The organism is Oerskovia sp. PE-21s, assembly GCF_056158145.1.
On sequence record NZ_JBUXJM010000011.1, the window covers coordinates 1 to 23755 of the forward strand.

Consider the following 23755-nt stretch of genomic DNA (forward strand, 5'->3'; position numbering starts at 1 on the left):
GGCGGCGTCCGCACAGGTCGCCGTCCGTCGGGTGCTCTTCCCTCACCGACCTGATCCTGGCTGACCCAGCCGACCCCAACGTCCTGGAGGCTTTTCCCGTGGGCATCACTCTCTCCGGCCTGACGTCGAGCGGTCTCGACGTCAAGGCGCTGGTGGCGGACCTCATGAAGGTCGAATCGATCCCCCAGCTCAACCTCCAGGCCAAGGTCAAGCTCCAGCGCACCGAGATCACGGCGCTCCAGGACCTCAACACGCGCATCGCTGCGCTCGCGAAGTCCGCCAAGGACCTCACGTCTCCCAACGCCCTCGCGCAGTTCAAGGCGACGAGCTCGTCGGACGCCGTCGCGGTGACGGCCAAGCCGGCGGCCGGAGCGGGCACGATCGACCTCGTCGTCGACTCGGTCGCCGCGGGCCAGAAGTCCGTGACCGGTGCCATGAGCACGGCCCCCGGCACGAAGTTCACGATCACCGACGCCAAGGGCGCGCACACCGAGGTCACGGCGGCTTCCTCCTCGCTCGACGACGTCGTCACGGCCCTCAACGGGTCGGACACGGGCGTCCGTGCCGTCAAGGTGTCCGCCGGCACCGACCCCGGCACGGGCGAGAAGCTCTACCGCCTGCAGCTCACGTCGACCGAGACCGGTGCCGAGAACGCGTTCTCGTTCCACGCCGGGACCGCGGCCGAGGTGGACGGCGGCACCGCGACCGACCTCCTCACCGCCCCGGGGGCGGCGACCGTGACGGCCGCCGCCGACTCGAAGGTGCGCCTGTGGGCAGGGACGCCCGCCGAGCAGACCGTGACGTCGTCCACCGCGGTCTTCACGGACCTGCTCCCGGGCGTGGACGTCACGGTCGCCAAGGCCTCCGCCAACCCGGTGACCATCACGGTCAACGAGGACACCGAGGCACGGACCGCCACGGTCAAGGGCTTCGTCGACTCGGTCCAGTCGATCCTGTCCCGCATGGCCGCGCTGACCAAGGTCACGATCGCGGCCGACGGATCGACGACGGGCGCGACGCTGGCCGGGGAGTCCGTCGTGCGCAACGCGCGCCAGACGCTGACCGACGCCGCGTCCTACCCGATCGACGGCGAGTCGCTGTCCGCGATCGGCATCGAGATCACGCGTACCGGCGAGGTCGTGTTCGACCCCAAGAAGCTCGACGCAGCCCTGGCCGCGGACCCGAACAAGGTCACGGCCACGTTCAACAAGGTCGCTGCCCGCGTCCAGGAGGCCGCGGAGTCGCTGTCGGACAAGTACGACGGCCAGCTGACCACCTCGATCCAGAACCGCGAGACCAACGCGAAGCGGATGGACGAGCAGATCGTCCGGTGGGACACGCGCCTCGAGCAGCGTTACAACCGGCTCAGCGCGCAGTTCACCTCGATGGAGGTGCAGCTCGCGAAGCTCGACTCCCAGCAGCAGTGGCTCACGGGACAGCTCAACGCCCTGAACCCGTCCAAGCGCTGACCCTCCCGCGAAGGAAACCCCGTGACCAACCTCGCCCAGAGCGCCTACGGGCGCGACGCCATCCTCACCGCGTCGCCGGCGCGTCTGCTGACCATGCTCTACGACCGGCTGGTGCTCGACCTGCGCCGGGCCGAGGTCGCGCAGGGCGAGGAGCGCTGGACGGCGGCCTCCGAGCAGCTCCTGCACGCGCAGGCGATCGTCGCGGAGCTCATGGGCTCGCTCAACACCTCCGTCTGGGACGGCGGCGAGGACCTCCTCGCCGTGTACGTCTACGTGCACGAGGCGCTGGTCGCGGCGAACGTCCACCGGGACATCGCGCGCACGCACGAGGTGCTCGAGCTCGTCCTGCCGCTGCAGGAGACGTGGCGCCAGGCTGCCGAGGTGCTCCCGGCAGGGCACGACAGCACCTCGTCCGTCCGCACGGGCGGTGTGTCCGGTGTCGCCTGACTCGCAGCTCGTGGCTGCCAGGCCAGGGACGGCGGCACCGGCGGCACCGGCGGTGTGGGAGCCCTCGCGGGAGCAGGGCTCCCCGCCCCTCGCGGACGTGCCCGAACCGCCGGCCGCTCCCGAGCCGGACCTCGCCCTCGACCTTCGCGGAGCCCTCGACCCGCACGGTGACACCGACGCGGCCGCGGACCCGCACGCCGCCTGGTCCCGCGTCCTGGACGACCTCGCGGCGATGGCGGCAGGGGCGGGCCCCGACGCCGGCGGCGAGGTCATGGGCAGGCTCGTCCTGTGGACCCCGCCGACCGACCTGGGGCGTCTGCCCGCCTCCCTGGTGGACCGCGCGCTCGAGGTCCTGGCGGGCCATGCGCACGTCGTCGACCACCTGCACGACGCGGTCGCGGAGAACCGCCGGCACGCGCGAGCGCTGTCCGCCGTGCCGACCGTGCACGACGCACCGGTCGCCGCCTACCTCGACGTCGAGGCCTGACCGTTCCGTTCCGGGCGCTCGACGACGTCGCCCGGCGCGCCCGACGCCTCCGCGCACGCCGCGGCACGGTCGACGACGACTGACTCCCCGCAGCCTTGCATAGGGCTCGACGTGACACGACGACGCATCACCTCACCCGCGACCCGGGTCAGGGTGCGCGACGCACGACGGCCGCGGAGCGGCCGAGAGGTCATGGTGAGCACGGACCGCTCACTCCGCAGGCCATGGGACGGCCGACACACCTTCGACGTGGGGATACCGCGAACGTGTTCGACTCCGTGACCTCCTTGGCGCTCCAGAGCGCGCTCGACGGGCTCTCCGCCCGTCAACGCGTGATCGCGGAGAACATCGCCAACATCAACACCCCCGGGTACACCGCCAAGCGGGTGCAGTTCGAGCAGGCGTTGGCCTCCTCCGTCGCCTCGGGCGAGGGACGTGTGGCGTTCAGCGTGGCGCGCTCGCTCGAGCCGACCCAGCTCAACGGCTCGAACGTCAACCTGGACACCGAGACCCTCTCGAACATCGACACCGTGCTGCGCTACCAGTTCGCGACGCAGGCCGTCGGTGGCGAGGCGGCCTCGCTGCGCGCGGCGATGAGGACGAGCTGAGATGACCTTCGACGCGATCGGCATCGCCGGCTCCGGCCTGACCGTGCACCGCAAGTGGCTCGACGCGGTCGCCGACAACCTCTCCAACGTGAACACCGTGACGTCGACCGACGACGCCGCGTTCCGCGCCCGCTACGTGACCGTCCAGGAGGGTGGCAACGACAGCCCCGGCGCGTTCGTCGCGGGCGCCGCCTGGGGCAGCGAGGAGGGGCGCGTCACGTACGAGCCGGACCACCCGCTCGCCGACGAGGACGGGTACGTGCGCTATCCGGACATCGACATGTCCGAGCAGATGGGGCATCTCATCCTGGCCCAGCGCGGGTACCAGGCGAACGCGGCGGTCGTCGACCGGGCCAAGACGGCCTACGAAGCAGCACTCCAGATCGGGAAGTGAGCCCCATGCCTGTGTCTCCCATCGAGCCCACGACCGCGACCGGCTACCTGTCGGGCGCCGAGGCGGCGTCGGCGCTGTCCGCCCTGTCGCCGACCACGGCCCCCGCGTCGACCGGACAGGTGGGCGCGAGCGCGTTCGCCTCGGTCCTCGGCGGCGCGGTCGACAACACCCAGCAGCTGCAGGCGGCGTCCAACGAGCTGACGATCGCCGCCGTCTCGGGCGACCTGGCGGACATCCACCAGGCGACGATCGCCTCGACGCGTGCCGCGACCACCCTCGAGCTCGTCGCCACCGTGCGCAACAAGGCGGTCGACGCGTTCAACGAGATCATGAGGATGCAGGCCTGACATGCCGGAGAAGATCAAGTCGTCGTTCGGGCGCGCGTTCGGCGCCGTCCGCGACTTCACGATCGCGCAGCGCACGCTCGCGGTCCTCGCCCTCGCGATCCTCGTGGTCGCCGTGGTCGGCCTCGTGTCCTGGGTGTCGCGTCCGAGCTACGCGCCCCTGTACTCGGGCATGTCGAGCGCGGACGCCTCGGCGATCGTGGACCAGCTCAGGTCGCAGGGCGTCCCCTACCAGCTGTCCGACGGCGGAGCGACGGTGCTCGTGCCCGAGGAGCAGGTGTACGAGCAGCGGCTCGCGGCCGCCGCGGCGGGGCTGCCCGCCGACGAGTCGACCGGCGGGTACTCGCTGCTCGACGAGATGGGCGTGACGTCGAGCGAGTTCCAGCAGGACGTGACGTACAAGCGTGCGCTCGAGGGCGAGCTGGCGCGCACGATCGGCGCCATGGACAACGTCTCGACCGCGACCGTGCAGCTAGCGATCCCGGAGGCGACGGTCTTCGCCGCGGAGAAGGGCACGCCGACGGCGTCGGTGTTCGTGGCCCCGACCCGTGGGAAGTCGCTGGCCCCCGAGCAGGTGGAGGCCATGGTGCACCTGGTGTCGGCCTCGATCGACGGCATGTCGCCCACCGACGTCGCGGTCGTGGACCAGAGCGGCGCGGTCCTGTCGGAGGTCGGCGTGGGCACCCGGTCGTCGGGCAAGCAGAGCTCGGAGTACGAGGAGCGCACGGCCCGCGCGGTGCAGGCCATGCTCGACCGCGTCGTCGGTGCGGGGAACTCGACCGTCGCGGTGACCGCCGAGATGGACGTGTCGAGCTCGGAGCGTCTAGAGGAGACGTTCACCGCTCCCGAGAACGCGCCGGTGCTCAACGAGTCGACCACGACCGAGGAGTACACCGGAATGGGAGGCGGCGGCGCGGGAGTGCTGGGGCCGGACAACATCGCGGTCCCCAACGGCGGCACCGGTGACAGCAGCTACACGTCGCAGGACGCGACGCGCAACAACGCGATCGACAAGACCACGGAGACGACGACGCGGCCCGCGGGCGCCCTGACGCGCCAGACGGTGTCGGTCGCGCTCAACGCCGACGCGGCCGGGGCGGGCAACACCGCGGCGATCACGAGCCTCGTCGCGGCTGCGGCCGGCATCAACGCGGAGCGCGGGGACGTGATCGAGGTCGAGCGTCTCGTCTTCGACACGGGGGCTGCGGATGCCGCCCAGGCCGCGCTCGCCGCTGCCGAGGCGGCAGCGGCCGCCGAGCAGCAGGGCCAGATGCTGCGGACCGGGGCGGTCATCACGGGCATCCTCCTGCTCGTCGTCCTGGGTCTCGTGGTCTGGTCACGGGCCCGCCGGCGCCGGGAGCGCCGCGAGACGGTCGACATCGCGGACCTCGAGCTGCACCCCGTGCACGACGGTCTCGACGAGTTCGGGCCGGTGCGCGGCGGTCGTGACGACGGCGACGGTCTGCTCGAGCCGGTGCCCACGCGCCCCGAGATCCAGCCTCCGACGCCCCGCTTCTCGAGCCTGGACCAGCGTCGGGCCGAGGTGGACGCGCTCGCCGGGGCCGACCCGGACAAGACGGCCGAGTACCTGCGCGTGCTGCTGGCCGAGGACCGGTCGGTGCGGCGATGACGATCACGACGAACGCGCCGGGCACCGGCGTGCAGGATGCACCGGCGGGGACGGTCGGCACCTCGGGGGCGGGCGTGACGCAGACGATCACGGTCGACGCCCCGGCCTCCGGGGAGCCGCAGCTCCCGGTCGAGACGGTGCGCAGGATCGCCGGCATGTCCGGTGTCCAGAAGGTCGCGCTCGTCCTCATGCAGATGAGCCAGGAGCGTGCGGCGACGGTCATGTCGCTGTTCTCCGAGGAGGAGACGGGCGAGGTCGCGGCGGAGATCATGCGCACCCAGGTCGTCGACCCGGACCTCGCGGTCGCTGCGCTCGACGAGTTCTACGACATGGCGTTGTCCGGCAGCCCTCGCCCGCGAGGAGGCAAGGACCTCGCGGTGGGCCTGCTCGAGGCCTCGTTGGGAGTCGACAAGGCTGCCGACGTCGTCGAGCGCCTCGTGGCGAGCATGCAGGGCAAGGCCTTCGAGTACCTGGACGGGACCGAGCCGGGGCAGATCATCTCGCTGCTCGACGGTGAGCACCCGCAGACCGTCGCCCTCGTGCTCGCGCACCTGAGCGCGACCGTCGCGTCGTCGGTGCTGGCCAACCTCGCCGACGACTACCGCACCGACGTGGCGCAGGCGCTGGCCACGATGGGCACGGCGTCCCCCGAGGCGGTCAAGCTCGTCTCGGACCAGTTCCGCGCCCGGATGGGGGCGAGCATCGCGCCTCGGCAGCCGGTCGAGATCATCGGCGGCGTCCAGCCCCTCGTCGACATCATCAACCGCTCGGACGTCGCGACGGAGAAGGCGCTGCTCGAGGGCCTCGAGGCGCGGGACCCTGCCCTCGCCGACGAGGTGCGCTCGCGCATGCTGACGTTCGAGGACATCGCCTCGTTCGAGGCGCGCGACGTCCAGATCATCCTGCGGGGCGTGGAGATGTCCGTGCTCGCGCTCGCGATGAAGGGGACGACCGCGCGGGTCGTCGAGGCCGTCACGACCAACATCTCGGCGCGCAACCGCACGCTCCTCGACGAGGAGATCGCGGGCCTGGGTGGCGTGCGCGTGAGCCAGGTCGAGGAGGCACGAGCCGAGATCGTCCGTATCGTCCGGGACCTCGAGGCCGACGAGAAGATCACGATCCACCGCACGGACGGGGACGAGCTTGTCTACTGAGTCGGCGTTCGTCCCGAACGCGGTCCCGGTGCTGCACAGCTCGCGGGCCCAGGAGGTCGAGGCGGCCGCGTCCGCCCGCGGGTACGCCGCGGGGTACGCCGCGGGCGCCCGTGCTGCACAGGAGGGCGTGGACCGGCTGCGGGCCTCCCTCGAGGAGGAGCACGCACGCCGGGCGGCCGAGCAGGTCGAGAGCATCCGTCGCACGGTCGTGCTGCTGCACGAGGCCGCGCGAGCGCTCGCCGAGCGGACGGTGCCGGTCGTCGAGGCCGCGCAGGAGGCCACCCTGCGCGGGGCGCTGGACCTCGCCGAGGCGATCGTCGGCCTGCAGCTCGCCGATCGCTCCCTGGCCGCGCACGCGGCTCTCGCCCGCGTGACGTCGAGCGCCGAGGCTGCGGTCGTCGAGGTCCGCCTGCACCCGGACGACGTGCGCCTGCTCACCGAGGCCGGTGTCCGGGAGCCCGTGCTCGTGCCCGACGCGTCGCTCCGTCGTGGCGACGCCGTGGCGGACCTCGAGAAGGGCTACCTCGACGCCCGCGTCGGGGCGGCGGTCGAGCGCGCCCGGGCCGAGCTCGCGACCCTCGTCGAGGCGGCGGAGCACCCCGGGACGGGTGGGTTCGACGGCTCGGCCGAGGGGCGCCACCCGGGCCGGCGGCCCGGTGCCGGGAGGGCCGTGGCATGACCGCGACCGACGTGGCCGAGAAGCCGTCCGGGCCCGCACCTGGCGCTCCGTCAGCGCCGGCCCACGCCCTCGGGCGGGCCTCGTGGCGCCCTGCCGCGCTCGACGCGCTGGCCGCGGCCGCCCGCCCCGAGCGGGTCGGGGTCGTGTCGTCGGCGGTCGGTCTGAGCGTCGAGGTCGCGGGCGTGCGGTGCGCCCTGGGCGACCTGGTGCACATCGGGGACGCGCCGCACGGTGTCGCGGCCGAGGTCGTGGCGACGTCGCAGGGGCTGGCTCGGTGCATGCCGCTGGGCAGGCTGACCGGGGTGGGTGCCGGCGCCCCCGTGCGCACGAGCGGGACGGGCATCCTCGTCCCCACGGGTCGCGGCCTGTTCGGCCGCGTCATCGACGCGCTCGGGCGCCCGGTCGACGGGCTGGGACCGATCGTCAGCGACGCGCGGGTGCCGGTCGACAACGAGGCGCCCTCGGCGATGGATCGTGCCCGCATCGACACGCCGCTCCAGACGGGCGTGCGCGTGCTCGACTCCCTCGTGACCCTCGGGCGCGGGCAGCGCATCGGCCTGTTCGCGGGCTCGGGCGTGGGCAAGTCGTCGCTGCTGTCGATGGTGGCCCGCGGGACCGACGCCGAGGTCTCGGTCATCGCCCTCGTCGGCGAGCGCGGTCGTGAGGTCCGCGAGTTCCTCGAGGACGACCTGGGGCCCGAAGGCCTGGCCCGGTCGGTCGTGGTGGTCGCGACGTCGGACGAGCCGGCCATGATGCGCCGTCGGGCTGCGTTCACGGCGACCCGGATCGCCGAGGCGTTCCGGGACGAGGGCGCGCACGTCGTGCTCATGATGGACTCGCTCACGCGCGTGTCCATGGCGCAGCGCGAGATCGGGCTGTCGGTCGGCGAGCCACCCGCGACGCGGGGCTACCCGCCGTCGACCTTCTCCCTCATGGCGAACCTGCTCGAGCGGGCCGGCACGGGCGTGCGCGGCTCCGTGACGGGGATCTATACGGTCCTGGTCGACGGGGACGACCACAACGAGCCGATCGCCGACCAGGCGCGCTCGATCCTCGACGGGCACGTGGTGCTCGACCGGGCCATCGCGGTGTCCGGCCACTACCCGGCCGTGGACCCGCTCGGGTCGATCTCGCGCGTCGCGTCGCGCGTGACGACTCCCGAGCAGAGGTCGCTCGCGCTGACCCTGCGCAAGGTGCTCGCGGCACGTCGCAAGGCCCAGGACATCCTCGACATCGGGGCCTACAAGAAGGGCACCGACCAGCTCGTGGACGCGGCGATCGCGCACGAGCGCGCGATCGACGCCTTTCTCCAGCAAGCCATGACGGACGGCACACCGGCCGAGGAGACGTGGTCGCGCCTCGCGCGGCTGACCGAGGCCCTGATCGACGGGGAGGCGTGATGAGCACCAAGTTCCGGCTCGCGGGGGTGCTGCGGCTGCGGCGGCTCGAGGAGGACACGGCCAAGGCGCGGCTCGCGAGCGCCCACGCGGACCTCGCGCAGACCGTCGAGGAGGCGGGCGGGCTCTCGGCGTACCTCGAGTCGTCGCCCGACCGTGCGACGACGGGGGCGTCCCTCGCCGCCATCGCGGCCTCGCGGGCCGCCACGAGCGCGATGTTCGCGGCTCTCGAGGCCGAGGCGCGACGGAAGTCGGCCGAGGTCGACGCGGCGTTCAGCGGGCTCCAGGGAGCGCGGACCGCGCGCCTGGGGCTCGAGAAGCTCGAGGACCGCCACGACCAGGACGTCGCGCGCGCCGAGGGCCGCGCCGAGCAGGTCACGCTCGACGAGGTCGCCTCGTCGACGTGGCGACCGACCACCGGAAGGACCACCGGAGCATGAGCATGACCCAGGCCCTGGCTCGCGTCGGGGAGATCCGCACCGAGATCGCGACCCTCCAGGACCCCACGGCGACGCGCAGCGCGTCGACGTCCGGGACGGGCACCACCTCGGGCACGGGCGCGACGGGCGCGACCGACTTCGCGTCGGTCCTCGCCGCCGTCGGCGCGGGGGAGGGGGCCGGCTCGTCCGACCTGTTCGGCAGCCTGTTGTCCTCGCTCGGCGGGTCCGCCACGGGCACCGGGACGGGCACGGGGACGCTCGACCTCGCGGGGCTGTTCTCGTCGCTCGCCGGGAAGGGGGGCGCGACCACGGCGGGCGCGACCGCTGCGGTGTCCCCGGCGTCGGGGGCCCCGGCCACGGGTGCCACGGGCAGCGCGGGAGCGATCCTCGAGACCGCCAAGCAGTACCTGGGGGTGCCGTACGTCTGGGGAGGGGAGAGCCTGGCCGAGGGCGGTCTCGACTGCTCGGGACTCGTCCAGCTCGTGTTCGGCGCGCACGGCATCGACCTCCCGCGGGTCGCGCGCGACCAGATGCGTCAGGGCACCGAGGTCGCGTCGCTCGCGCAGGCGCAGCCCGGCGACCTGATCGTCCAGCGGGGTGGCAAGCACATCGGCATCTACCTGGGCGACGGGCAGATGATCCACTCGCCCAAGCCCGGGCAGACGGTCGAGATCACCTCGGTCACGGACGCGTCCGTGACCACGATCCGTCGGGTGCTGGGCGCGGGGGTGGCGGCATGACCGCGGTCACGTCGTCGCTCGCGAGCGTCCTCGCGCCCGCTGCCGCGCCCGGTGCGCGCCGCGGTGCCGGGGACTCCTCGGACGCGTTCGGCCGGTCGCTCGCCGCGGCGTCGGACGAGGCCGCCGGGCCGGGGGGCGCACCGACCTCCGGTGAGGGGTCGAGCGTCGTGGGCACCCTGCCCGACGGCGCCGCGCACCCGGGGCGTCCCGGCCTGCCCGGGTCCTCGGGCGGACAGGCGAGCACGCCCGCCGACGGGGGCCAGGGGTGGGGGCCGGGGGCGGACGGGACGGTGGCCGACGGTCTCGTCGGGGGCGGAGGCGCCGCGGGGTCCGGTGGCGCAGGTGGCGCTGCCGGGGCCGACGGCACCGACGGGTCCGACGGGGGGAGCGGCGTCGAGGGGGCCGGGACGCTCGACGGTCAGGCGGCCGCCGTGCTCCTGCCCGTCGTCCCCGTGCTGCCGGGACCGACCGGGACGCCGGACCAGGTCGGCACGGCGGGGAGCGCCGGTGTCCCCGGCCTTCTCGGCGCTGCGGGCGGCCACGTGGACGTCGGCGGGCCCGCCTCGTCAGGACCGGAAGAGCAGGCCAGTGCGCCCGTGCCACCGGTCGGCGGCGCGGGGGAGCCTACGGACGGCGTCGGCCGGACGGCGGAGCAGATCGCCGGGCAGGGCGTCGCTCCGAGCGGGACCTCGACAGGGGCGACCGCGCCGGGTACCGCTCCGACCGACGCCGCGCCCCTCGGTGCCGCGACCGCTCCCGCCACCGCCGGGCAGAGCTCCGGCGGGGGAGCGGGCTCCTCGTCGGGCGGCGGGCAGCAGCACCCCGACGCTGCCGTGACGGTGACGTCGACGGGGTCGCCGACCTCCGGAACGGCACCGGCCGCGACCGCTCCCGCCTCCGGCGCGGCTCTCCCGACCGGCGCGGGCGAGGTCGCCCCCGAGCCGACGGCGGCGCCCGGCCAGGTCGTCCCCGCGCCGGTGCCGGTGGTGCAGGCCCCGGTGAGCGGCGCCGTCGGGCAGGTCGTCCCTGCCCCCGCCACGCCCCAGGCGACGCCCACGCTCCACGCCCAGGTCTCCGGACCCGTGTTCCAGCTCCTCGACGCGGGCGACGGCGACCACGTGCTCACGCTGTCGGTGACCCCCGACAACCTGGGCCCCGTGACCGTCCGGGCCCACATCGCGGGCGGCGAGCTGCGGATCGAGCTCTTCGCCCCGCACGACGCGGGCCGCGACGCCCTGCGTGCCCTCGCGGCCGAGCTCCGCCGCGACCTCGCGGGCATCGCGCCCACGGCGTCGCTGTCGGTCTCGGACGCGAAGGAGGCACCGGCGCAGGGGACCGGCCACCAGGCCGGGTCCGGCAACGGCACCGCGGGAGACGCAGGAGCCGGCACCGCCGGTCGCCCCGGCGAGCAGCACCCGTGGCAGTCCCGCACCGGTGCACGTCCCGGTGTCCCCGGGGCGACCACCGACCAGACCATCCAGCCGACAGTGGACGACACGACGCCGGGGGCCTCCCGGCGCCTCGACGTCCTCGTCTGAGAGAGGAACGACGTGCCGGTCCCCCCCCGTCACCGGGCCCGTCTCCGCCCCCGTGGAGACCGCCCCGCGCACGCAGAACGCGCGCGCCCCCAAGCAGGAGTACGACAGCGAGCTGTTCCTCGGGCTGCTCGTGACGCAGCTCCGCAACCAGGACCCGTCCAGCTCCATGGAGACCAGCGAGATCGTCGCCCAGACGACGTCGCTGGCCATGATGGAGTCCCTCAGCGCCATGCGGACCCTCGTCGAGGACTCCGCGGTGCGGCAGCAGGAGGCGTTCGCGCTGCAGATGCGCGACGCGGCCGCCACCCTGCTCGGCAAGGAGGTGTCCTACCTCGACGCGGACGGCGTCGAGCACACGGGCATCGCCACCGCGGTGTCCTACAAGGACGCCGTCCCCACGGTGACGATCGGCGACAAGAGCATCGCGCTCGACAAGGTCTCCGGCGTCACCGGCACGGTCAGCACGGATGCCACCGAACCCCCACCCGCCACGGACGGCGCAACCGACAGCCAGGCCGGCGCAGCCGCCTGACCCGAAAGGACTCTCGTGCTCCGTTCTCTCAACACCGGAATCTCCGGTCTGCGAGCCCACCAGACCATGCTGGACGTGACGGGCAACAACATCGCCAACGTCAACACGACGGGCTTCAAGTCCTCGCGCACCCAGTTCCAGGACACGCTCTCGCAGCTCGTCGCCGCGGGTGTCGCGCCTGACCAGCAGGTCGGTGGCTCCAACCCCGCCCAGATCGGCCTCGGCGTCACGACCGCGGCGATCACGACGCAGTTCACGCAGGGTGCGTCCCAGGCCACGGGCGTCGCGACCGACCTCATGATCGACGGCGACGGGTTCTTCGTCGTCGAGAGCGGCGGCCAGCAGCTCTACACCCGCAACGGTGCGTTCGACTTCGACGCCAGCGGCCGACTGGTCAACGCAGACGGCGCGTTCGTCCGCGGCTGGACGGCGGTCAACGGGGTCGTCAACACGAGCGGCCCCCTCGGCCGTCTCACGATCCCGGTCGGCGACGTCGCCCCGCCCGAGGCCACGACGAGCGTCACGCTCGGCGGCAACCTGCCGGCCGACGCGAAGGACGGCACCAAGGTGGTGCGCGACATCGAGATCTTCGACGAGCTCGGCACGTCGACCAAGATGTCGCTCGAGTTCACCGCGACCGGCGGCACGTGGTCGGTGAGCGCGCTCGACGCTGCGACGGGGACCGTCATCGGAGGGCCGCAGGACCTGACCTTCACCGACGGCGCCCTCACGGCGGGCGGGTCGCTCACGGTCGCGGGCGTGGCCATCGACCTGGGCACCGTCACGTCCTACGCGGGGCTGTCGAACGTCGCGGTCTCGGCCAAGGACGGCGCCGCGGCCGGGTCGCTCAAGTCGTACTCGGTCTCCGGCAACGGGTCGATCATCGGCACCTACTCGAACGGCAAGACGGCCGTCCTCGGCCAGGTGGCGCTGGCGTCCTTCACCAACATGGGCGGCCTCGAGAAGGCGGGCGGCTCGACCTACGCCGCGACGCAGTACTCGGGCGAGGTCATCGTGGGCGGTGCAGGGGACCAGGGCATGGGCTCCATCACGGCCGGCTACCTGGAGATGTCGAACGTGGACCTCTCGCAGGAGTTCACGAACCTCATCGTGTCCCAGCGCGGGTTCCAGGCGAACTCGCGCGTCATCACCACCTCCGACGAGGTGCTGACCGAACTCGTCAACCTCAAGCGTTGACGACGGCCGCGCGCGGGGCGGCGCGCGGTCACCACGGTGCCCCCGGGACGACCCGTCCCGGGGGCACCGTCATGCTCGGGGCGGCCCGGACGGTTCAGCCACCCTCGCCTTCACGAGAGCACGACGGCTGCCGAGAGTACGGATCAGCGGGGCAGGGCCGACCGGTGCACCGCGCCGCGAAAGACCTGGCCAGACGCCCTTCGCACCCTGCGACCCGACCCGACCCGAAGGTGGAACCGTGATCGTCCTCACGCGCTTCAGCTCCGAGCGCATCGCGATCAACGCGGACCTCGTGGCCCGAGTCGAGACCAACCCGGACACCCGGGTCACGCTGATCGACGGTTCTCGATACATCGTCACCGAGTCCATGGAGGACGTGATCCGGCTGGTCGAGGAGCACAAGGCTCGCGTCCTGCTGCTCGCGCAGTCCATGACCGTCACGAACGAGCGCACGCCGCTCGGCATCGTGCCGGACCGGCCCGAGCCGGCCGCGCACGACCGGGTCCCGGTCCCCGTGACCCCGCTGCCCACCCCGAGGAAGTAGGCCCCATGGATCCCGCAACCATCATCGGCATCCTGTTCGCGTTCGGTGCGCTCGTCGCGATGGTGCTCCTCGAGGGCGCCCAGATCACGTCGATCCTGCTGCCCGCGCCGATCATCCTCGTCTTCGGGGCCAGCATCCTCGTCGCGGTCGCGTCGGGCACGGTGCGCGACGCGCTCCAGGCGGTCAAGGCGCTGCCGAGGGCCTTCATGAGCAAGCCCGCCCGCCCGGCGGACGCGATCGAGGAGGTCGTGCGCGCTGCCGAGATCGTGCAGAACGACGGCGGCCTCCTCGCGCTCGAGGCGGAGTCGCAGAAGACCGACGACCCGTTCCAGCGCAGCGCCCTGCAGTCCCTGGCCGACGGTGCCGACGCGGACCAGCTGCGCACCCTGCTCGAGGAACGGATCGAGACCAAGAGCCGCGAGGACGCGGTCGCGTACGACTTCTACAACGCGATCGGCGGGTACGCCCCGACCATCGGCATCGTCGGCACCGTCGTCTCGCTGACCCACGTCCTGGAGAACCTGTCCGACCCCGCAGAGCTCGGGCACATGATCGCGGCCGCGTTCATCGCGACCCTGTGGGGCATCCTGTCCGCGAACTTCATCTGGCTGCCCATCGGCGCCAAGCTCAAGCGCATCTCCGACCTCGAGATCCAGCGGCTCGACGTGCTGCTCGAGGGGTACATGTCGATCCAGGCGGGCGCCCGCGCCCGCGTCATCGACGAACGCCTCAAGACCATGGTCCCCGAGTGGTCGCTGCCCCCGGGCAAGGCAGCCTGATGAGCCGGCGCGGTGGGCACGGCCGGAGCAGGCGAGGCGGTGGCGGTGGCGGTGGTGGTGGAGGGCACGACACGGGCGGCAGCGGTCGCTGGATGGTGTCCTACATGGACATGGTCACCGTCATCATGTGCCTGTTCATCGTGCTGTTCGCGATCAGCTCGGTCGACCAGGACAAGTACCAGGAGCTCAAGTCGTCGCTCGCGGCGGGCTTCGGCACGATCGAGGACGCCGACGTCGTGGAGGCGGTCATCGACAACCCCGCGACCGAGCCGCCCGCCGACGTCGAGACCGACCTCGAGCGGGCCCTGGCCGAGGTCGCCGACCTGACCGGGCTGCGCGACGCGATGTCGAAGGACCTGCAGGCGTACGGCATGTCCGAGACCGTGCGGTTCGAGATCGACGAGCGCGGCCTCACCGTCCGTCTCGTGTCGGCCGACACGTTCTTCTCGCCGGGCAGCGCCGACCTCACCGAGGAGGCGGGGGCGGTGCTGGCGATCATCGGCCCCGTGCTCGCTCCGACGCCCTACGAGATCCAGGTCGAGGGGAACGCGGACTACAAGGCGACCGTGGGCTCGCGCTACCCGACGAACTGGGAGCTGTCCTCCTCGCGTGCCACCTCGGTGCTGCGCTACCTCGTCGAGCACAGCGGACTCACCGAGCACAGGATCGCGGCCGTGGGGTTCGGGTCCGCCCGCCCGCTCGCCGCGGGCACCCACGACGAGGCGCTCGCCACGAACCGGCGCGTCGACATCATGGTGCTGTCCGCCCAGCCCGAGGCCGTGCGCGCGCTGATCCCCGAGGTGCTCGGCGGCACCCTCACCGCGGCGGACGTGCCGGCGGCGGAGGCGGCGCAGCGCGCAGCCCAGGCGAGCGCGGCGGAGGCGGCGACCGCGCAGGACTGACCCACCACGGGCTCCCGCCGACGCGCAGGCTCTGCTGCGCGTGCGTGCATAGGAGACCAGCGTGAGCACGACGACACCCGTCAGGGTCCAGGGTCCCGCCGACCGGCGCAAGGTCGAGGTCTACGACTTCCGTCGTCCGACGACGCTCGTGCGTGAGCACCACCGCATCCTCGAGATGGCGTTCGAGAGCTTCGCCCGCCAGTGGGGCACGCAGCTCACGGCGCGCGTCCGGGTCGTGTCCCAGGTGAGCCTGGCCGCGGTGACCATGCGCACCTACGACGACTACGTGGCCGACCTGCCGGTCACGACCGCGGTCGTCGTGTGCGAGATCGACGGCATCAACCCGCGGGCCGTGCTGCAGTTCCCCCATACCGACGCCCTCACGTGGATCGCGCACATGCTCGGCGCCGGCCCGTACATCCCGGCGATCGACCGCAAGTTCACCGACGTCGAGCGAGCGCTCGTGACCTCGCTGGTCACGGAGACGCTCCGCGACCTGCGGCACTCGATGGGGCGTCTCCTGGAGACCCCCCTCAAGATCGGGTCGATCCAGCACAACTCGCAGTTCGTGCAGGCCGCGCCGACCGCCGAGCTCATGATCGTGGCGGAGTTCAACCTGCGCGTCGGAGACGGACCGTGCACGGCCACCCTGGCGCTGCCCGCGATCGCGCTGCTCCCGCACCTCGGCGAGGCGAACCCTGCCGACGACCCGGCCGACGCCGCGGCCCGCACACGACGACACCTCGCACGTTCCCTGGTCGACGTCACGGTCGAGCTCTCGAGCGCGGTGATGACGCCCGTCGAGGTCGTCGACCTCGCGGTCGGCGACGTCATCCGCCTGCCGCACAACCGCTCCCGCCCGCTCGACGTCATCGTCGACGGCCACGTCCTGGCGCGCGGCGCCGTCGGTTCGTCCGGCTCCCGCCTCGCCTGCCGCATCGTCACCACCGAGGAGAACTGACACATGAGCACCGCCACCACCGCCGACCGCACGGCCGTCGAGGCCGCGGCGGAGGCCGCCCGGGCACTCGTCGAACTCGTCCCCACGAGCACGCCGCTCTCGGCCGCGATCTCCGGCGGGGCCCCGGTCGGCCCGCAGGCCGTGACCGCCGTCGTCGCCTCATACGTCGGGGACACCGGCACCGACATGGCGCTCGCCCTCATCGACGAGTCCTCGCTCGCCGACGCGTCCGAGACCCCGACGCTCGACGTGACCGACCTCCTGCGCCCGGCGCTCGAGGCGGCCGGTGCCACGACCGGCGTCGGTGTGCTCGGCGACGTCCGCGTCTCCGACGCGACCGAGCTCTTCGAGGACGAGGAGGCCGTCGTCTTCGAGCTCTCCGCCGGGGGCGGGCCGACCGCGGGCTGGTTCGTCGTCCGCACGCGCAAGACCCTGCGCGGCCTGCCCGACGAGGCCATGACGGGCAGCAGGCTCGCGCGCATCTCCAACGTCGAGATGCGGCTCGCGGTCGTCGTCGGGCACACGCGCATGCCCGTGCGCGAGGTGCTCAACCTCGAGCCCGGCGCCGTCGTCGAGCTCGACCGCTCGGCCGGTGCGCCCGCCGACGTCCAGCTCAACGGTCGGACCATCGCCAAGGGAGAGGTCGTGGTCGTCGACGGCGGCGACTACGGCGTGCGGATCACCAAGATCCTCGACGCGGACGACTGAGCCCGTGGACGTCACCACCGTGCTGCGCGTCGCCTTCTCCTTGGCGGTCGTCATGGGGCTGCTGTGGCTGTCGTACCGGGTCGCCGACCGGAGCAGGCGCACGGCCCCCGCGGGCCGTGGCGCGCAGCTCACCGTCGTCGCCCGTCAGGGGCTGAGCCAGAAGAGCGCCGCCGTGCTCCTCGACTCGGGCGGTACCCGCTACCTGCTGGGGGTCACCGAGTCGTCGGTCACGGTGATCGACCAGGGCCCCGCGCCCGCGACGTCCGCGACGACCGGCCCCGCGACCCCCAAGCACGCGCTGCGCGGAGCGACGGCCTCGCGCGTGGGGCCGTTCAACGTGGTGAAGTCGACGACCGGGCCGCAGGTCGTGGCCGCCCCCGTGGGTGGAGCGGAGGCAGGCCCGCTCGGGGACACCGGTCCCGCCGAGCCGAGCCAGTCCTTCGACGAGGCCGTCCTCGCCGCGCACGTCTGGCTCGGCGAGACGACCGTCCCGACGGACGACGAGGCCACCGACCCGTCGGCCTCCGGTCCGGCAGGGCCCGCGCCCGCGCCCGCGGCGACCGTGTTCGCGGTGGCGGGTGCGCCGTCGGGCGTCCCCACCGCCCTGCTCGAGCCTGCCGCGGCGCGCTCGCTCCTCGCCGTCGACACCTGGCGGCAGGCCGCGCGCGCCGTGTGGGGGCCCCGGCGATGACCCTCGACACCCCGGCGCGTCAGGGGTCGCGCCGCGTCGTGGCCCTGGCCGCGGCCCTTCTCCTCGTCGCGCTCGTCCTCGTGGCGACCGTGCTGCTCGCCCCGTCCGCGAGCGCCGCCCCGACCGACCCCACGGCGCCCACCGCGCCGGTGGACCCGACCGCCCCTGACGGGGGCAGCAGCTTCTCGGTCGAGATCAACGGTCCGAACGGCGAGCCGTCGTCGTCCCTCGTGACGCTCGTGGGCATCACGCTGCTGTCGCTGGCCCCGACGCTGCTGCTCATGATGACGTCGTTCACGAAGATCTTCGTGGTGCTGTCCCTGACGCGCAACGCGCTCGGCACCGGGACCGTGCCGCCCAACATGGTTCTCGCGGGGCTCGCGCTGTTCCTGTCGATGTTCATCATGTGGCCGGTGTTCGGCGAGATCAACGACGCCGCCGTCCAGCCCTACCTCGAGGGCACCACGACGTTCAGCCAGGCGCTCGACGCGGGCTCCGTGCCGCTGCGCGAGTTCATGCTCGCGCACACGCGCGAGGAGGACCTCGCGCTCATGACGCGCGCCGCCGACCTCGACAACCCGGCGACCATGGCCGACGTCCCGCTGACCACGCTCGTGCCGGCGTTCGTCATCTCGGAGCTGCGGGCCGCGTTCATCATCGGCTTCGTGATCTTCGTGCCGTTCCTCGTGATCGACCTGGTCGTGGCGGCGGCGCTCATGAGCATGGGCATGATGATGCTCCCGCCCACCATGATCTCGTTGCCGTTCAAGCTGTTGCTGTTCGTCCTCGTCGACGGGTGGGCGCTCATCACGACCTCGCTCATCGGCTCGTACGGGGTGGGGTGACATGGAGACCTCGGCAGTCCTCGACATCGCGACGCAGGCGATGATCCTCGCCGCGAAGCTCGCGGCCCCCGTGCTCATCACCTCGCTCGTGGTGGGGTTCTCGATCTCGCTCGTGCAGTCGGTGACCCAGATCCAGGAGGTCACGCTCTCGTTCGTGCCCAAGGCCGCGGCGGTCGCGGTCGCGCTCATCGTGTGCGGGAACTGGATGATCGGCGAGCTGGTCTCGTTCACCCACTCGATGTTCGACCTCATCCCGTCGCTGCTGGGCGGCGGCTGACGTCGGTGACGTTCGACATCGACCAGGCGTGGCTCCAGGCGACCCTGCTCGCGGGGGTCCGCCTGGCCGCGTTCATGCTGCTCGCGCCGCCGTTCTCCCACAAGGCCATCCCGCGCCAGGTGCGCGCCATCCTCGCGGTCTCGCTGGGCCTGGTGGTCTCGGGCCGGGTCGCGCCGACGTACGAACCCGTGGGCACGGCGACGTTCTTCGCCCACGTGGTCGCCGAGGCGGCGACGGGCGCCATGCTGGGCACGATGGTCATGATCGTCTTCTCGGCCGTGACCGCGGCCGGCTCGCACCTCGACCTGTTCGGGGGATTCTCGGTCGGCATGGCGTTCGACCCGCAGACGAACGTGAGCGGGTCGCAGTTCACGCGTCTGTTCGCGCTGGCCACCGTCGTCCTGATGTTCACCTCGGACGCCTACCAGCTCGTGATCCTCGGCCTCGCGCGCTCGTACGACGTGGTGCCCGTGGGGGCGTTCGCCGGGGTCCCGGCCGGGTCGTTCGTCGACGCGCTCACGGGGTCGTTCGTCGCAGGTCTCCAGATCGCCGGGCCCATCGTCGTGGTCCTCTTCCTGGCCGACGTCGGACTGGGCCTGGTCACCCGTGTCGCCCCCGCGCTCAACGCGTTCGCGCTCGGCTTCCCGCTCAAGATCTTCCTGACCCTCTCGCTCGTCGGGACGGTGCTCATCGCCCTGCCGCACGCCCTGTCCGCGCTCACGGCGCAGGCCCTGAAGCTGATGGGAGGCGTGGGCTGATGGCGGACACGTCCGAGGAGAGGACCGAGCAGGCCTCCGACCGCAAGATGAAGGAGGTCCGCGAGAAGGGCCAGCTCGGCCGGTCGCAGGACCTCACGGCCTGGGTCGGGATCGCGGTCGCGGGGGCGCTGCTGCCCCTGACGCTCGGCAACGCGGCGGGTGCCGCGACCGAGCAGGTGCTCTCGATCCGCACCGTGATCGAGAACCCCGAGCCGGCCGTCGCGGTCGTGCTCCTGCAGGAGGCCCTCGGGTCGATCCTGCCCACGATCGGCGCGCTGCTCGCGGCCGTGGCGCTCGCCGCGATCATCGGTTCGGTCGTGCAGGGCGGCCTGCACCTGAAGAAGTTCCGGGGTGAGTTCCAGCAGTTCAACCCGGTCTCCGGGTTCAAGCGGATCCTCGGCCCGCAGGCGTTGTGGAACGGCGTCAAGGCGCTGCTCAAGACGACCGTGGTCGGGGTCGTGCTGTACGTCGTGATCCAGTCGCTCATGCCCGTGCTGCTGTCCGCGGGCGGGCTGCCGGTCTCGTCGCTGCTGGAGGCAGCCGGGTCGGGGGTCAGGGCGCTGCTGCTCTGGGCGACCGCGGCGGGGATCTCGCTCGCGCTGCTCGACGTGCTCGTCGTCGCCAAGCGCAACCGCAAGAAGACCCGCATGACGAAGAAGGAGCTCAAGGACGAGCACAAGAACAGCGACGGCGACCCCATGGTCAAGTCGCAGCGCCGCTCGATGGCGCGCTCCCTGTCGCGCAACCGCATGCTCGCCGCGGTCGCGGACGCCGACGTCGTGATCGTCAACCCCACGCACGTCGCGGTCGCGATCCGCTACGAGGCGGGGAAGTCCGCACCGCGCGTCGTCGCCAAGGGCGCGGACCACCTCGCCGCGCGCATCCGCGAGAAGGCCGAGGAGGCGCGCGTGCCGATGGTCCGCGACGTCCAGCTCGCGCGCGCCCTCCACAAGGTCTGCGACGTCGGGCAGGAGGTCCCGGTCGAGCTGTACATGGCCGTCGCGCGCGTCCTCGCGTTCGTCATGGCCCTCGCACGCCGGGGGGCCGCGGTCTCCTCCGTGCCGCACCGGCTGGGCCGGCCGGCGATCGCGCCGGGGGAGTGGCCGGTCGAGGGCGCCGCGGGGGACGGCGAGGCGCGCACGGCGTGAGGCGACCGACGTGCCCGACCGACCGCGCCGTTGCCCACCGCGAGGCCGACCGCGAGGCCGACCGCGAGGCCGACCCGCGCTGCCGTCGGCGCGACGTGCATAGGGCCTCGCGGCAGCACCTGCCACCGTTCCGGACCGGGAAGGACCAGGGTTCCGCGTGAAGAACCGCTCCCTCGCCATGATCGCCGTGCCCCTCGGCGTCGTCGGCATCGTCCTGCTGCTCGTCGTGCCGATCCCCGCGGGGATGCTCGACGTGCTCATCATCGTCAACATCCTGCTCTCGCTCGTGATCCTGCTGACGTCGATGTTCGTCACCAAGCCGCTCGACTTCTCCGTCTTCCCGTCGCTGCTGCTCGTCGCGACGCTCTTCCGGCTGGGCCTCAACGTCGCCTCGACCCGCCTCGTGCTGGGCAACGGGTACGCGGGCGAGGTCATCAGCGCGTTCGGCCACGTCGTGGTCAACGGGAACCTGGTCATCGGCATGGTCGTGTTCCTGATCCTGGTGGTCATCCAGTTCCTCGTGATCACCAAGGGCGCCGAGCGCGTCGCCGAGGTCGGGGCGCGGTTCACCCTCGACGCGATGCCCGGTAAGCAGATGGCGATCGACGCCGACCTCAACGCGGGCCTCATCTCCGAGACCGACGCCCGCGAGCGGCGTGCCGAGGTCTCCGCGGAGGCGGACTTCTACGGTGCGATGGACGGCGCCTCGAAGTTCGTGAAGGGCGACGCGATCGCGGGCGTCGTCATCACGATCATCAACCTGGTCGGCGGGATCGTCATCGGCGTCGTCATGCACGGCATGCCGATCGGGGAGTCGGTCGACACCTACTCGATCCTGACGATCGGCGACGGCCTCGTCACGCAGGTCCCGGCGCTGCTCATGGCCGTCGCGACCGGCATGATCGTGACCCGCTCCAACTCGGGCGAGGGCGACGTCGGGTCGCAGGCCTCGAGCCAGCTCGTCCAGTCGCGGCACGCCATCGCGATCGCGGGCGTCGCGTCGTTCGCCATGGCGCTCATCGAGGGCATGCCCAAGCTGCCGTTCCTGGTCCTCGGGATCGGCCTCCTCGTGGCGGCGCAGCAGATCAAGTCGCGCCAGCAGCGGGCCGAGGTCGCGCGGGCCGCGGCCGAGCAGCTCGAGAAGGGCGCGGCCGCCTCGACGGACGGTACCGAGAACCTCATCGAGCAGATGCGCGTGCACGCCCTGGAGATCCTGCTGGCCCCCGACCTCGTCGACCTGGTCACGGGCGCGCACGACGACCTCCTGGGGCGCGTGCGCGCCCTGCGGCGCAAGATCGCGATGGACCTGGGCGTCGTCGTGCCGCCCGTGCGCACGCGCGATTCGATCGAGCTCGTCGCCTCGACCTACGCCGTGCGGATCGCGGGCGTCGAGGCGGGTCGGGGCCAGGCACCCGCGGGCAAGGTCCTCGCGCTCGGGGACAACCTCGCGTCGCTGCCCGGTCAGGCCACCGTGGACCCGGTGTTCGGCATGGAGGGCAAGTGGGTGCCCGTCGAGATGCGGCACAGCGCCGAGATGGCGGGCGCCACGGTCGTCGATCGCGTCTCGGTGCTCGTGACCCACCTGTCGGCCATCATCTCGGCCAACGCCGCGCGCCTGCTCTCGCGCGAGGACGTGCGCGTGCTGACCGACGAGGTCAAGCGCACCAACCCCTCGGCGGTCGACGAGCTCACGCCGACGCTGCTGTCCCTCGCCGAGATCCAGCGCGTGCTCCAGGGGCTGCTCGAGGAACGGGTGGCCGTCAACGACCTGCCGCGCATCTACGAGGCGCTCGCGCTCGCGGCCAAGCGGTCGACCGACGCGGAGCACCTCGTCGAGTCGGCGCGCGCCGCCCTCGGGCCGGCGGTCCCGGCGCGCTACACGGTCGACGGGACCATCCGGGTCGTGACGATCTCGCCCGTGCTCGAGCAGGCAATGCTCGCGGGCAGGCAACCGGGAGGGGAGCACGGCACGGTGATCGTCGTCGACCCGGCCCGGCTCGACGCGTTCCGCACCTCGGTCGCCGACGTCGCCGAGTCCGCTCGCGCGGTCGGGCACGACGTGGTCCTGGTCTGTGCGCCGTCGCTGCGCCCGGCGATCCGTCGCCTGGTGGCGACGCAGCTCGCCGACCTGGCGGTGCTCTCGTACACCGAGGTGACCTCGGGCAACGCCCTCATCGAGACGGTCGGGGTGGTGAACGATGCCCCGGCGATTGCGGCTCGCGGGTGACACCCTGGAGGCCATCCTCGACGAGGCACGGCGCGAGCACGGCCCCGACGTGCGGATCGTGTCCGCCGAGAGGGTCATCACGGGCGGCATCAAGGGACTCTTCGGCAGGCAGCACTACGAGGCCGTGGTCGAGGTCGCGTCCCCTGCCCCGTCGCGTCCCACCGAGCACCCGGTCCGTTTCCCCGCGGCGCGCCGGGCGGGCATCGCCGCCCTGCTCGACGACGCCGACGAGGCCGACCGGCTCCAGCCGGCCCATTCGGAACGGGCGGAGGACCTCGAGATGTCGACCGGGGGCGACGACTTCGCGGCGATGCTCGACGAGCTGATCGCCGAGACGGCCCTCCCCGAACCGGCGCGGGCCCCGAGCCAGGTGGGGCCCTCGACCGCCCCCGGCGACCTCGTCGCGCTCGTCGGCCTGGGGGGCGACGCCCTGCCGGTCGCCCGCGCGATGCGCGCGCGCCTCGGCCTCCTCACGGGTTCGGCGGGCCACGCGCACGACGGCGAGTCCCACCGGGTCGTCGACCGGCGCGGTGCGACCGAGGCGCGGGCACGCGGCGTGCACGCCGGCACGGCGACCGCGGTCGCCGTGGGGGTCGCCGCGGATCTCGTGGACGGTCTCCGGGTGCTCGACGAGCTCGCGCCCGAGCAGGTGTGGGTCGTGGTCGACGCCTCGCGCAAGCACGCGGACACCGCGGCCTGGGTCGACGGCCTGCGGGCCCTCGTGCACGTGCACGCCATGGTGGTGGTCGGCAGGTCGCTGACCCGCACCCCGGAGACGGTCCAGCTCCTCGGGCTGCCCGAGGGATGGGACGCGGGCTGACCGACGGCAGGTCCGCATAGGTGCTCCCGGAAGGTCAGG

Annotated in this window: 27 protein-coding genes; all 27 read left to right on the top strand. The window is 72.8% G+C overall.

The window, feature by feature from the left end; genetic code table 11:
- Positions 1–98 precede the first annotated feature (98 nt).
- The 27 genes from fliD (at position 99) to ACZDYF_RS17755 (ending at position 23716) form a co-directional block, all read left to right on the top strand.
- The gene (gene fliD, locus ACZDYF_RS17625; RefSeq protein WP_475060538.1) at positions 99–1469 is read left to right on the top strand and encodes a flagellar filament capping protein FliD; all 1371 of its coding nucleotides are present in this window, start codon (positions 99–101) and stop codon (positions 1467–1469) included.
- A 21-nt stretch (positions 1470–1490) separates the two neighbouring features.
- A complete protein-coding gene (fliS, locus tag ACZDYF_RS17630) occupies positions 1491–1916 on the top strand; it encodes a flagellar export chaperone FliS (protein ID WP_475060542.1) in 426 nt (141 codons plus the stop codon).
- Positions 1906–2403 carry a hypothetical protein gene (locus ACZDYF_RS17635; RefSeq protein ID WP_475060546.1) on the top strand — a complete coding sequence of 166 codons (498 nt, stop codon included), beginning with the start codon at positions 1906–1908 and terminating at the stop codon, positions 2401–2403. Before fliS ends, ACZDYF_RS17635 begins: the two co-directional genes overlap by 11 nt.
- A gap of 266 nt (positions 2404–2669) precedes the next feature.
- Positions 2670–3011: a flagellar basal body rod protein FlgB gene (locus tag ACZDYF_RS17640; RefSeq protein ID WP_191791660.1), complete on the top strand. Its 342-nt coding sequence runs from the start codon at positions 2670–2672 to the stop codon at positions 3009–3011.
- Between the two features lies 1 nt (position 3012).
- A complete protein-coding gene (locus ACZDYF_RS17645) occupies positions 3013–3405 on the top strand; it encodes a flagellar basal body rod protein FlgC (protein WP_191791661.1) in 393 nt (130 codons plus the stop codon).
- 5 nt (positions 3406–3410) lie between these two features.
- Positions 3411–3752: a flagellar hook-basal body complex protein FliE gene (gene fliE / locus ACZDYF_RS17650; protein ID WP_475060552.1), complete on the top strand. Its 342-nt coding sequence runs from the start codon at positions 3411–3413 to the stop codon at positions 3750–3752.
- A 1-nt stretch (position 3753) separates the two neighbouring features.
- The gene (gene fliF / locus ACZDYF_RS17655) at positions 3754–5379 is read left to right on the top strand and encodes a flagellar basal-body MS-ring/collar protein FliF (protein ID WP_475060557.1); all 1626 of its coding nucleotides are present in this window, start codon (positions 3754–3756) and stop codon (positions 5377–5379) included.
- Positions 5376–6533, top strand: coding sequence for a flagellar motor switch protein FliG (gene fliG / locus ACZDYF_RS17660; RefSeq protein WP_239527331.1), 1158 nt, complete (start codon positions 5376–5378; stop codon positions 6531–6533). The genes fliF and fliG overlap by 4 nt, the downstream gene beginning before the upstream one ends.
- On the top strand, positions 6523–7212 hold the full coding sequence (locus tag ACZDYF_RS17665) for a FliH/SctL family protein (RefSeq protein ID WP_475060561.1): 690 nt from the start codon (positions 6523–6525) through the stop codon (positions 7210–7212). The genes fliG and ACZDYF_RS17665 overlap by 11 nt, the downstream gene beginning before the upstream one ends.
- On the top strand, positions 7209–8612 hold the full coding sequence (locus tag ACZDYF_RS17670; protein ID WP_475060564.1) for a FliI/YscN family ATPase: 1404 nt from the start codon (positions 7209–7211) through the stop codon (positions 8610–8612). Before ACZDYF_RS17665 ends, ACZDYF_RS17670 begins: the two co-directional genes overlap by 4 nt.
- A complete protein-coding gene (locus ACZDYF_RS17675) occupies positions 8612–9049 on the top strand; it encodes a flagellar export protein FliJ (protein ID WP_191791666.1) in 438 nt (145 codons plus the stop codon). Before ACZDYF_RS17670 ends, ACZDYF_RS17675 begins: the two co-directional genes overlap by 1 nt.
- Complete coding sequence (locus tag ACZDYF_RS17680; RefSeq protein ID WP_475060567.1) at positions 9046–9789, top strand: C40 family peptidase; 744 nt, start codon at positions 9046–9048, stop codon at positions 9787–9789. The genes ACZDYF_RS17675 and ACZDYF_RS17680 overlap by 4 nt, the downstream gene beginning before the upstream one ends.
- Positions 9786–11327 (top strand): flagellar hook-length control protein FliK, encoded by a 1542-nt coding sequence (locus ACZDYF_RS17685; RefSeq protein WP_475060571.1) that lies wholly within the window; start codon positions 9786–9788, stop codon positions 11325–11327. Before ACZDYF_RS17680 ends, ACZDYF_RS17685 begins: the two co-directional genes overlap by 4 nt.
- 52 nt (positions 11328–11379) lie before the next feature.
- Positions 11380–11859, top strand: coding sequence for a flagellar hook assembly protein FlgD (locus tag ACZDYF_RS17690; RefSeq protein ID WP_475060574.1), 480 nt, complete (start codon positions 11380–11382; stop codon positions 11857–11859).
- A 15-nt stretch (positions 11860–11874) separates the two neighbouring features.
- The gene (locus ACZDYF_RS17695) at positions 11875–13056 is read left to right on the top strand and encodes a flagellar hook protein FlgE (protein WP_191791670.1); all 1182 of its coding nucleotides are present in this window, start codon (positions 11875–11877) and stop codon (positions 13054–13056) included.
- 238 nt (positions 13057–13294) lie between these two features.
- The gene (locus ACZDYF_RS17700) at positions 13295–13600 is read left to right on the top strand and encodes a flagellar FlbD family protein (RefSeq protein WP_191791671.1); all 306 of its coding nucleotides are present in this window, start codon (positions 13295–13297) and stop codon (positions 13598–13600) included.
- A gap of 5 nt (positions 13601–13605) precedes the next feature.
- Complete coding sequence (locus ACZDYF_RS17705) at positions 13606–14379, top strand: motility protein A (RefSeq protein ID WP_191791672.1); 774 nt, start codon at positions 13606–13608, stop codon at positions 14377–14379.
- Entirely contained in the window at positions 14379–15281 is a 903-nt protein-coding gene (locus ACZDYF_RS17710) for an OmpA/MotB family protein (RefSeq protein WP_191791673.1), read from the top strand. Before ACZDYF_RS17705 ends, ACZDYF_RS17710 begins: the two co-directional genes overlap by 1 nt.
- A gap of 61 nt (positions 15282–15342) precedes the next feature.
- Complete coding sequence (locus tag ACZDYF_RS17715; protein WP_307823972.1) at positions 15343–16242, top strand: flagellar motor switch protein FliM; 900 nt, start codon at positions 15343–15345, stop codon at positions 16240–16242.
- 3 nt (positions 16243–16245) lie between these two features.
- Positions 16246–16950: a flagellar motor switch protein FliN gene (fliN, locus tag ACZDYF_RS17720; protein WP_191791674.1), complete on the top strand. Its 705-nt coding sequence runs from the start codon at positions 16246–16248 to the stop codon at positions 16948–16950.
- A 4-nt stretch (positions 16951–16954) separates the two neighbouring features.
- Entirely contained in the window at positions 16955–17641 is a 687-nt protein-coding gene (locus ACZDYF_RS17725) for a FliO/MopB family protein (RefSeq protein WP_475060588.1), read from the top strand.
- Positions 17638–18486 carry a flagellar type III secretion system pore protein FliP gene (fliP, locus tag ACZDYF_RS17730; protein ID WP_204807823.1) on the top strand — a complete coding sequence of 283 codons (849 nt, stop codon included), beginning with the start codon at positions 17638–17640 and terminating at the stop codon, positions 18484–18486. Before ACZDYF_RS17725 ends, fliP begins: the two co-directional genes overlap by 4 nt.
- A gap of 1 nt (position 18487) precedes the next feature.
- Positions 18488–18763: a flagellar biosynthesis protein FliQ gene (fliQ, locus tag ACZDYF_RS17735; protein ID WP_191791677.1), complete on the top strand. Its 276-nt coding sequence runs from the start codon at positions 18488–18490 to the stop codon at positions 18761–18763.
- 5 nt (positions 18764–18768) lie between these two features.
- A complete protein-coding gene (locus ACZDYF_RS17740) occupies positions 18769–19521 on the top strand; it encodes a flagellar biosynthetic protein FliR (protein ID WP_191791678.1) in 753 nt (250 codons plus the stop codon).
- Positions 19521–20669, top strand: a complete 1149-nt coding sequence (locus tag ACZDYF_RS17745) for an EscU/YscU/HrcU family type III secretion system export apparatus switch protein (RefSeq protein ID WP_191791679.1) — start codon at positions 19521–19523, stop codon at positions 20667–20669. Before ACZDYF_RS17740 ends, ACZDYF_RS17745 begins: the two co-directional genes overlap by 1 nt.
- A 178-nt stretch (positions 20670–20847) precedes the next feature.
- Positions 20848–22896, top strand: a complete 2049-nt coding sequence (locus tag ACZDYF_RS17750; protein ID WP_475060859.1) for a flagellar biosynthesis protein FlhA — start codon at positions 20848–20850, stop codon at positions 22894–22896.
- Positions 22868–23716, top strand: a complete 849-nt coding sequence (locus tag ACZDYF_RS17755; RefSeq protein ID WP_475060603.1) for a hypothetical protein — start codon at positions 22868–22870, stop codon at positions 23714–23716. Before ACZDYF_RS17750 ends, ACZDYF_RS17755 begins: the two co-directional genes overlap by 29 nt.
- Positions 23717–23755: the final 39 nt, after the last annotated feature.

What these genes read in the sequence shown, in the direction of transcription:
- ACZDYF_RS17710 (WP_191791673.1), top strand. Translation starts at nt 14,379, where the DNA reads ATGAGCCGGCGCGGTGGGCACGGCCGGAGCAGGCGAGGCGGTGGCGGT.
- fliF (WP_475060557.1), top strand. Translation starts at nt 3,754, where the DNA reads ATGCCGGAGAAGATCAAGTCGTCGTTCGGGCGCGCGTTCGGCGCCGTC.
- ACZDYF_RS17745 (WP_191791679.1), top strand. Translation starts at nt 19,521, where the DNA reads ATGGCGGACACGTCCGAGGAGAGGACCGAGCAGGCCTCCGACCGCAAG.
- fliE (WP_475060552.1), top strand. Translation starts at nt 3,411, where the DNA reads ATGCCTGTGTCTCCCATCGAGCCCACGACCGCGACCGGCTACCTGTCG.
- ACZDYF_RS17675 (WP_191791666.1), top strand. Translation starts at nt 8,612, where the DNA reads ATGAGCACCAAGTTCCGGCTCGCGGGGGTGCTGCGGCTGCGGCGGCTC.
- fliN (WP_191791674.1), top strand. Translation starts at nt 16,246, where the DNA reads ATGAGCACCGCCACCACCGCCGACCGCACGGCCGTCGAGGCCGCGGCG.
- ACZDYF_RS17670 (WP_475060564.1), top strand. Translation starts at nt 7,209, where the DNA reads ATGACCGCGACCGACGTGGCCGAGAAGCCGTCCGGGCCCGCACCTGGC.
- ACZDYF_RS17750 (WP_475060859.1), top strand. Translation starts at nt 20,848, where the DNA reads ATGATCGCCGTGCCCCTCGGCGTCGTCGGCATCGTCCTGCTGCTCGTC.
- ACZDYF_RS17680 (WP_475060567.1), top strand. Translation starts at nt 9,046, where the DNA reads ATGAGCATGACCCAGGCCCTGGCTCGCGTCGGGGAGATCCGCACCGAG.
- fliQ (WP_191791677.1), top strand. Translation starts at nt 18,488, where the DNA reads ATGGAGACCTCGGCAGTCCTCGACATCGCGACGCAGGCGATGATCCTC.
- ACZDYF_RS17705 (WP_191791672.1), top strand. Translation starts at nt 13,606, where the DNA reads ATGGATCCCGCAACCATCATCGGCATCCTGTTCGCGTTCGGTGCGCTC.
- ACZDYF_RS17755 (WP_475060603.1), top strand. Translation starts at nt 22,868, where the DNA reads ATGCCCCGGCGATTGCGGCTCGCGGGTGACACCCTGGAGGCCATCCTC.
- ACZDYF_RS17685 (WP_475060571.1), top strand. Translation starts at nt 9,786, where the DNA reads ATGACCGCGGTCACGTCGTCGCTCGCGAGCGTCCTCGCGCCCGCTGCC.
- fliP (WP_204807823.1), top strand. Translation starts at nt 17,638, where the DNA reads ATGACCCTCGACACCCCGGCGCGTCAGGGGTCGCGCCGCGTCGTGGCC.
- ACZDYF_RS17645 (WP_191791661.1), top strand. Translation starts at nt 3,013, where the DNA reads ATGACCTTCGACGCGATCGGCATCGCCGGCTCCGGCCTGACCGTGCAC.
- fliG (WP_239527331.1), top strand. Translation starts at nt 5,376, where the DNA reads ATGACGATCACGACGAACGCGCCGGGCACCGGCGTGCAGGATGCACCG.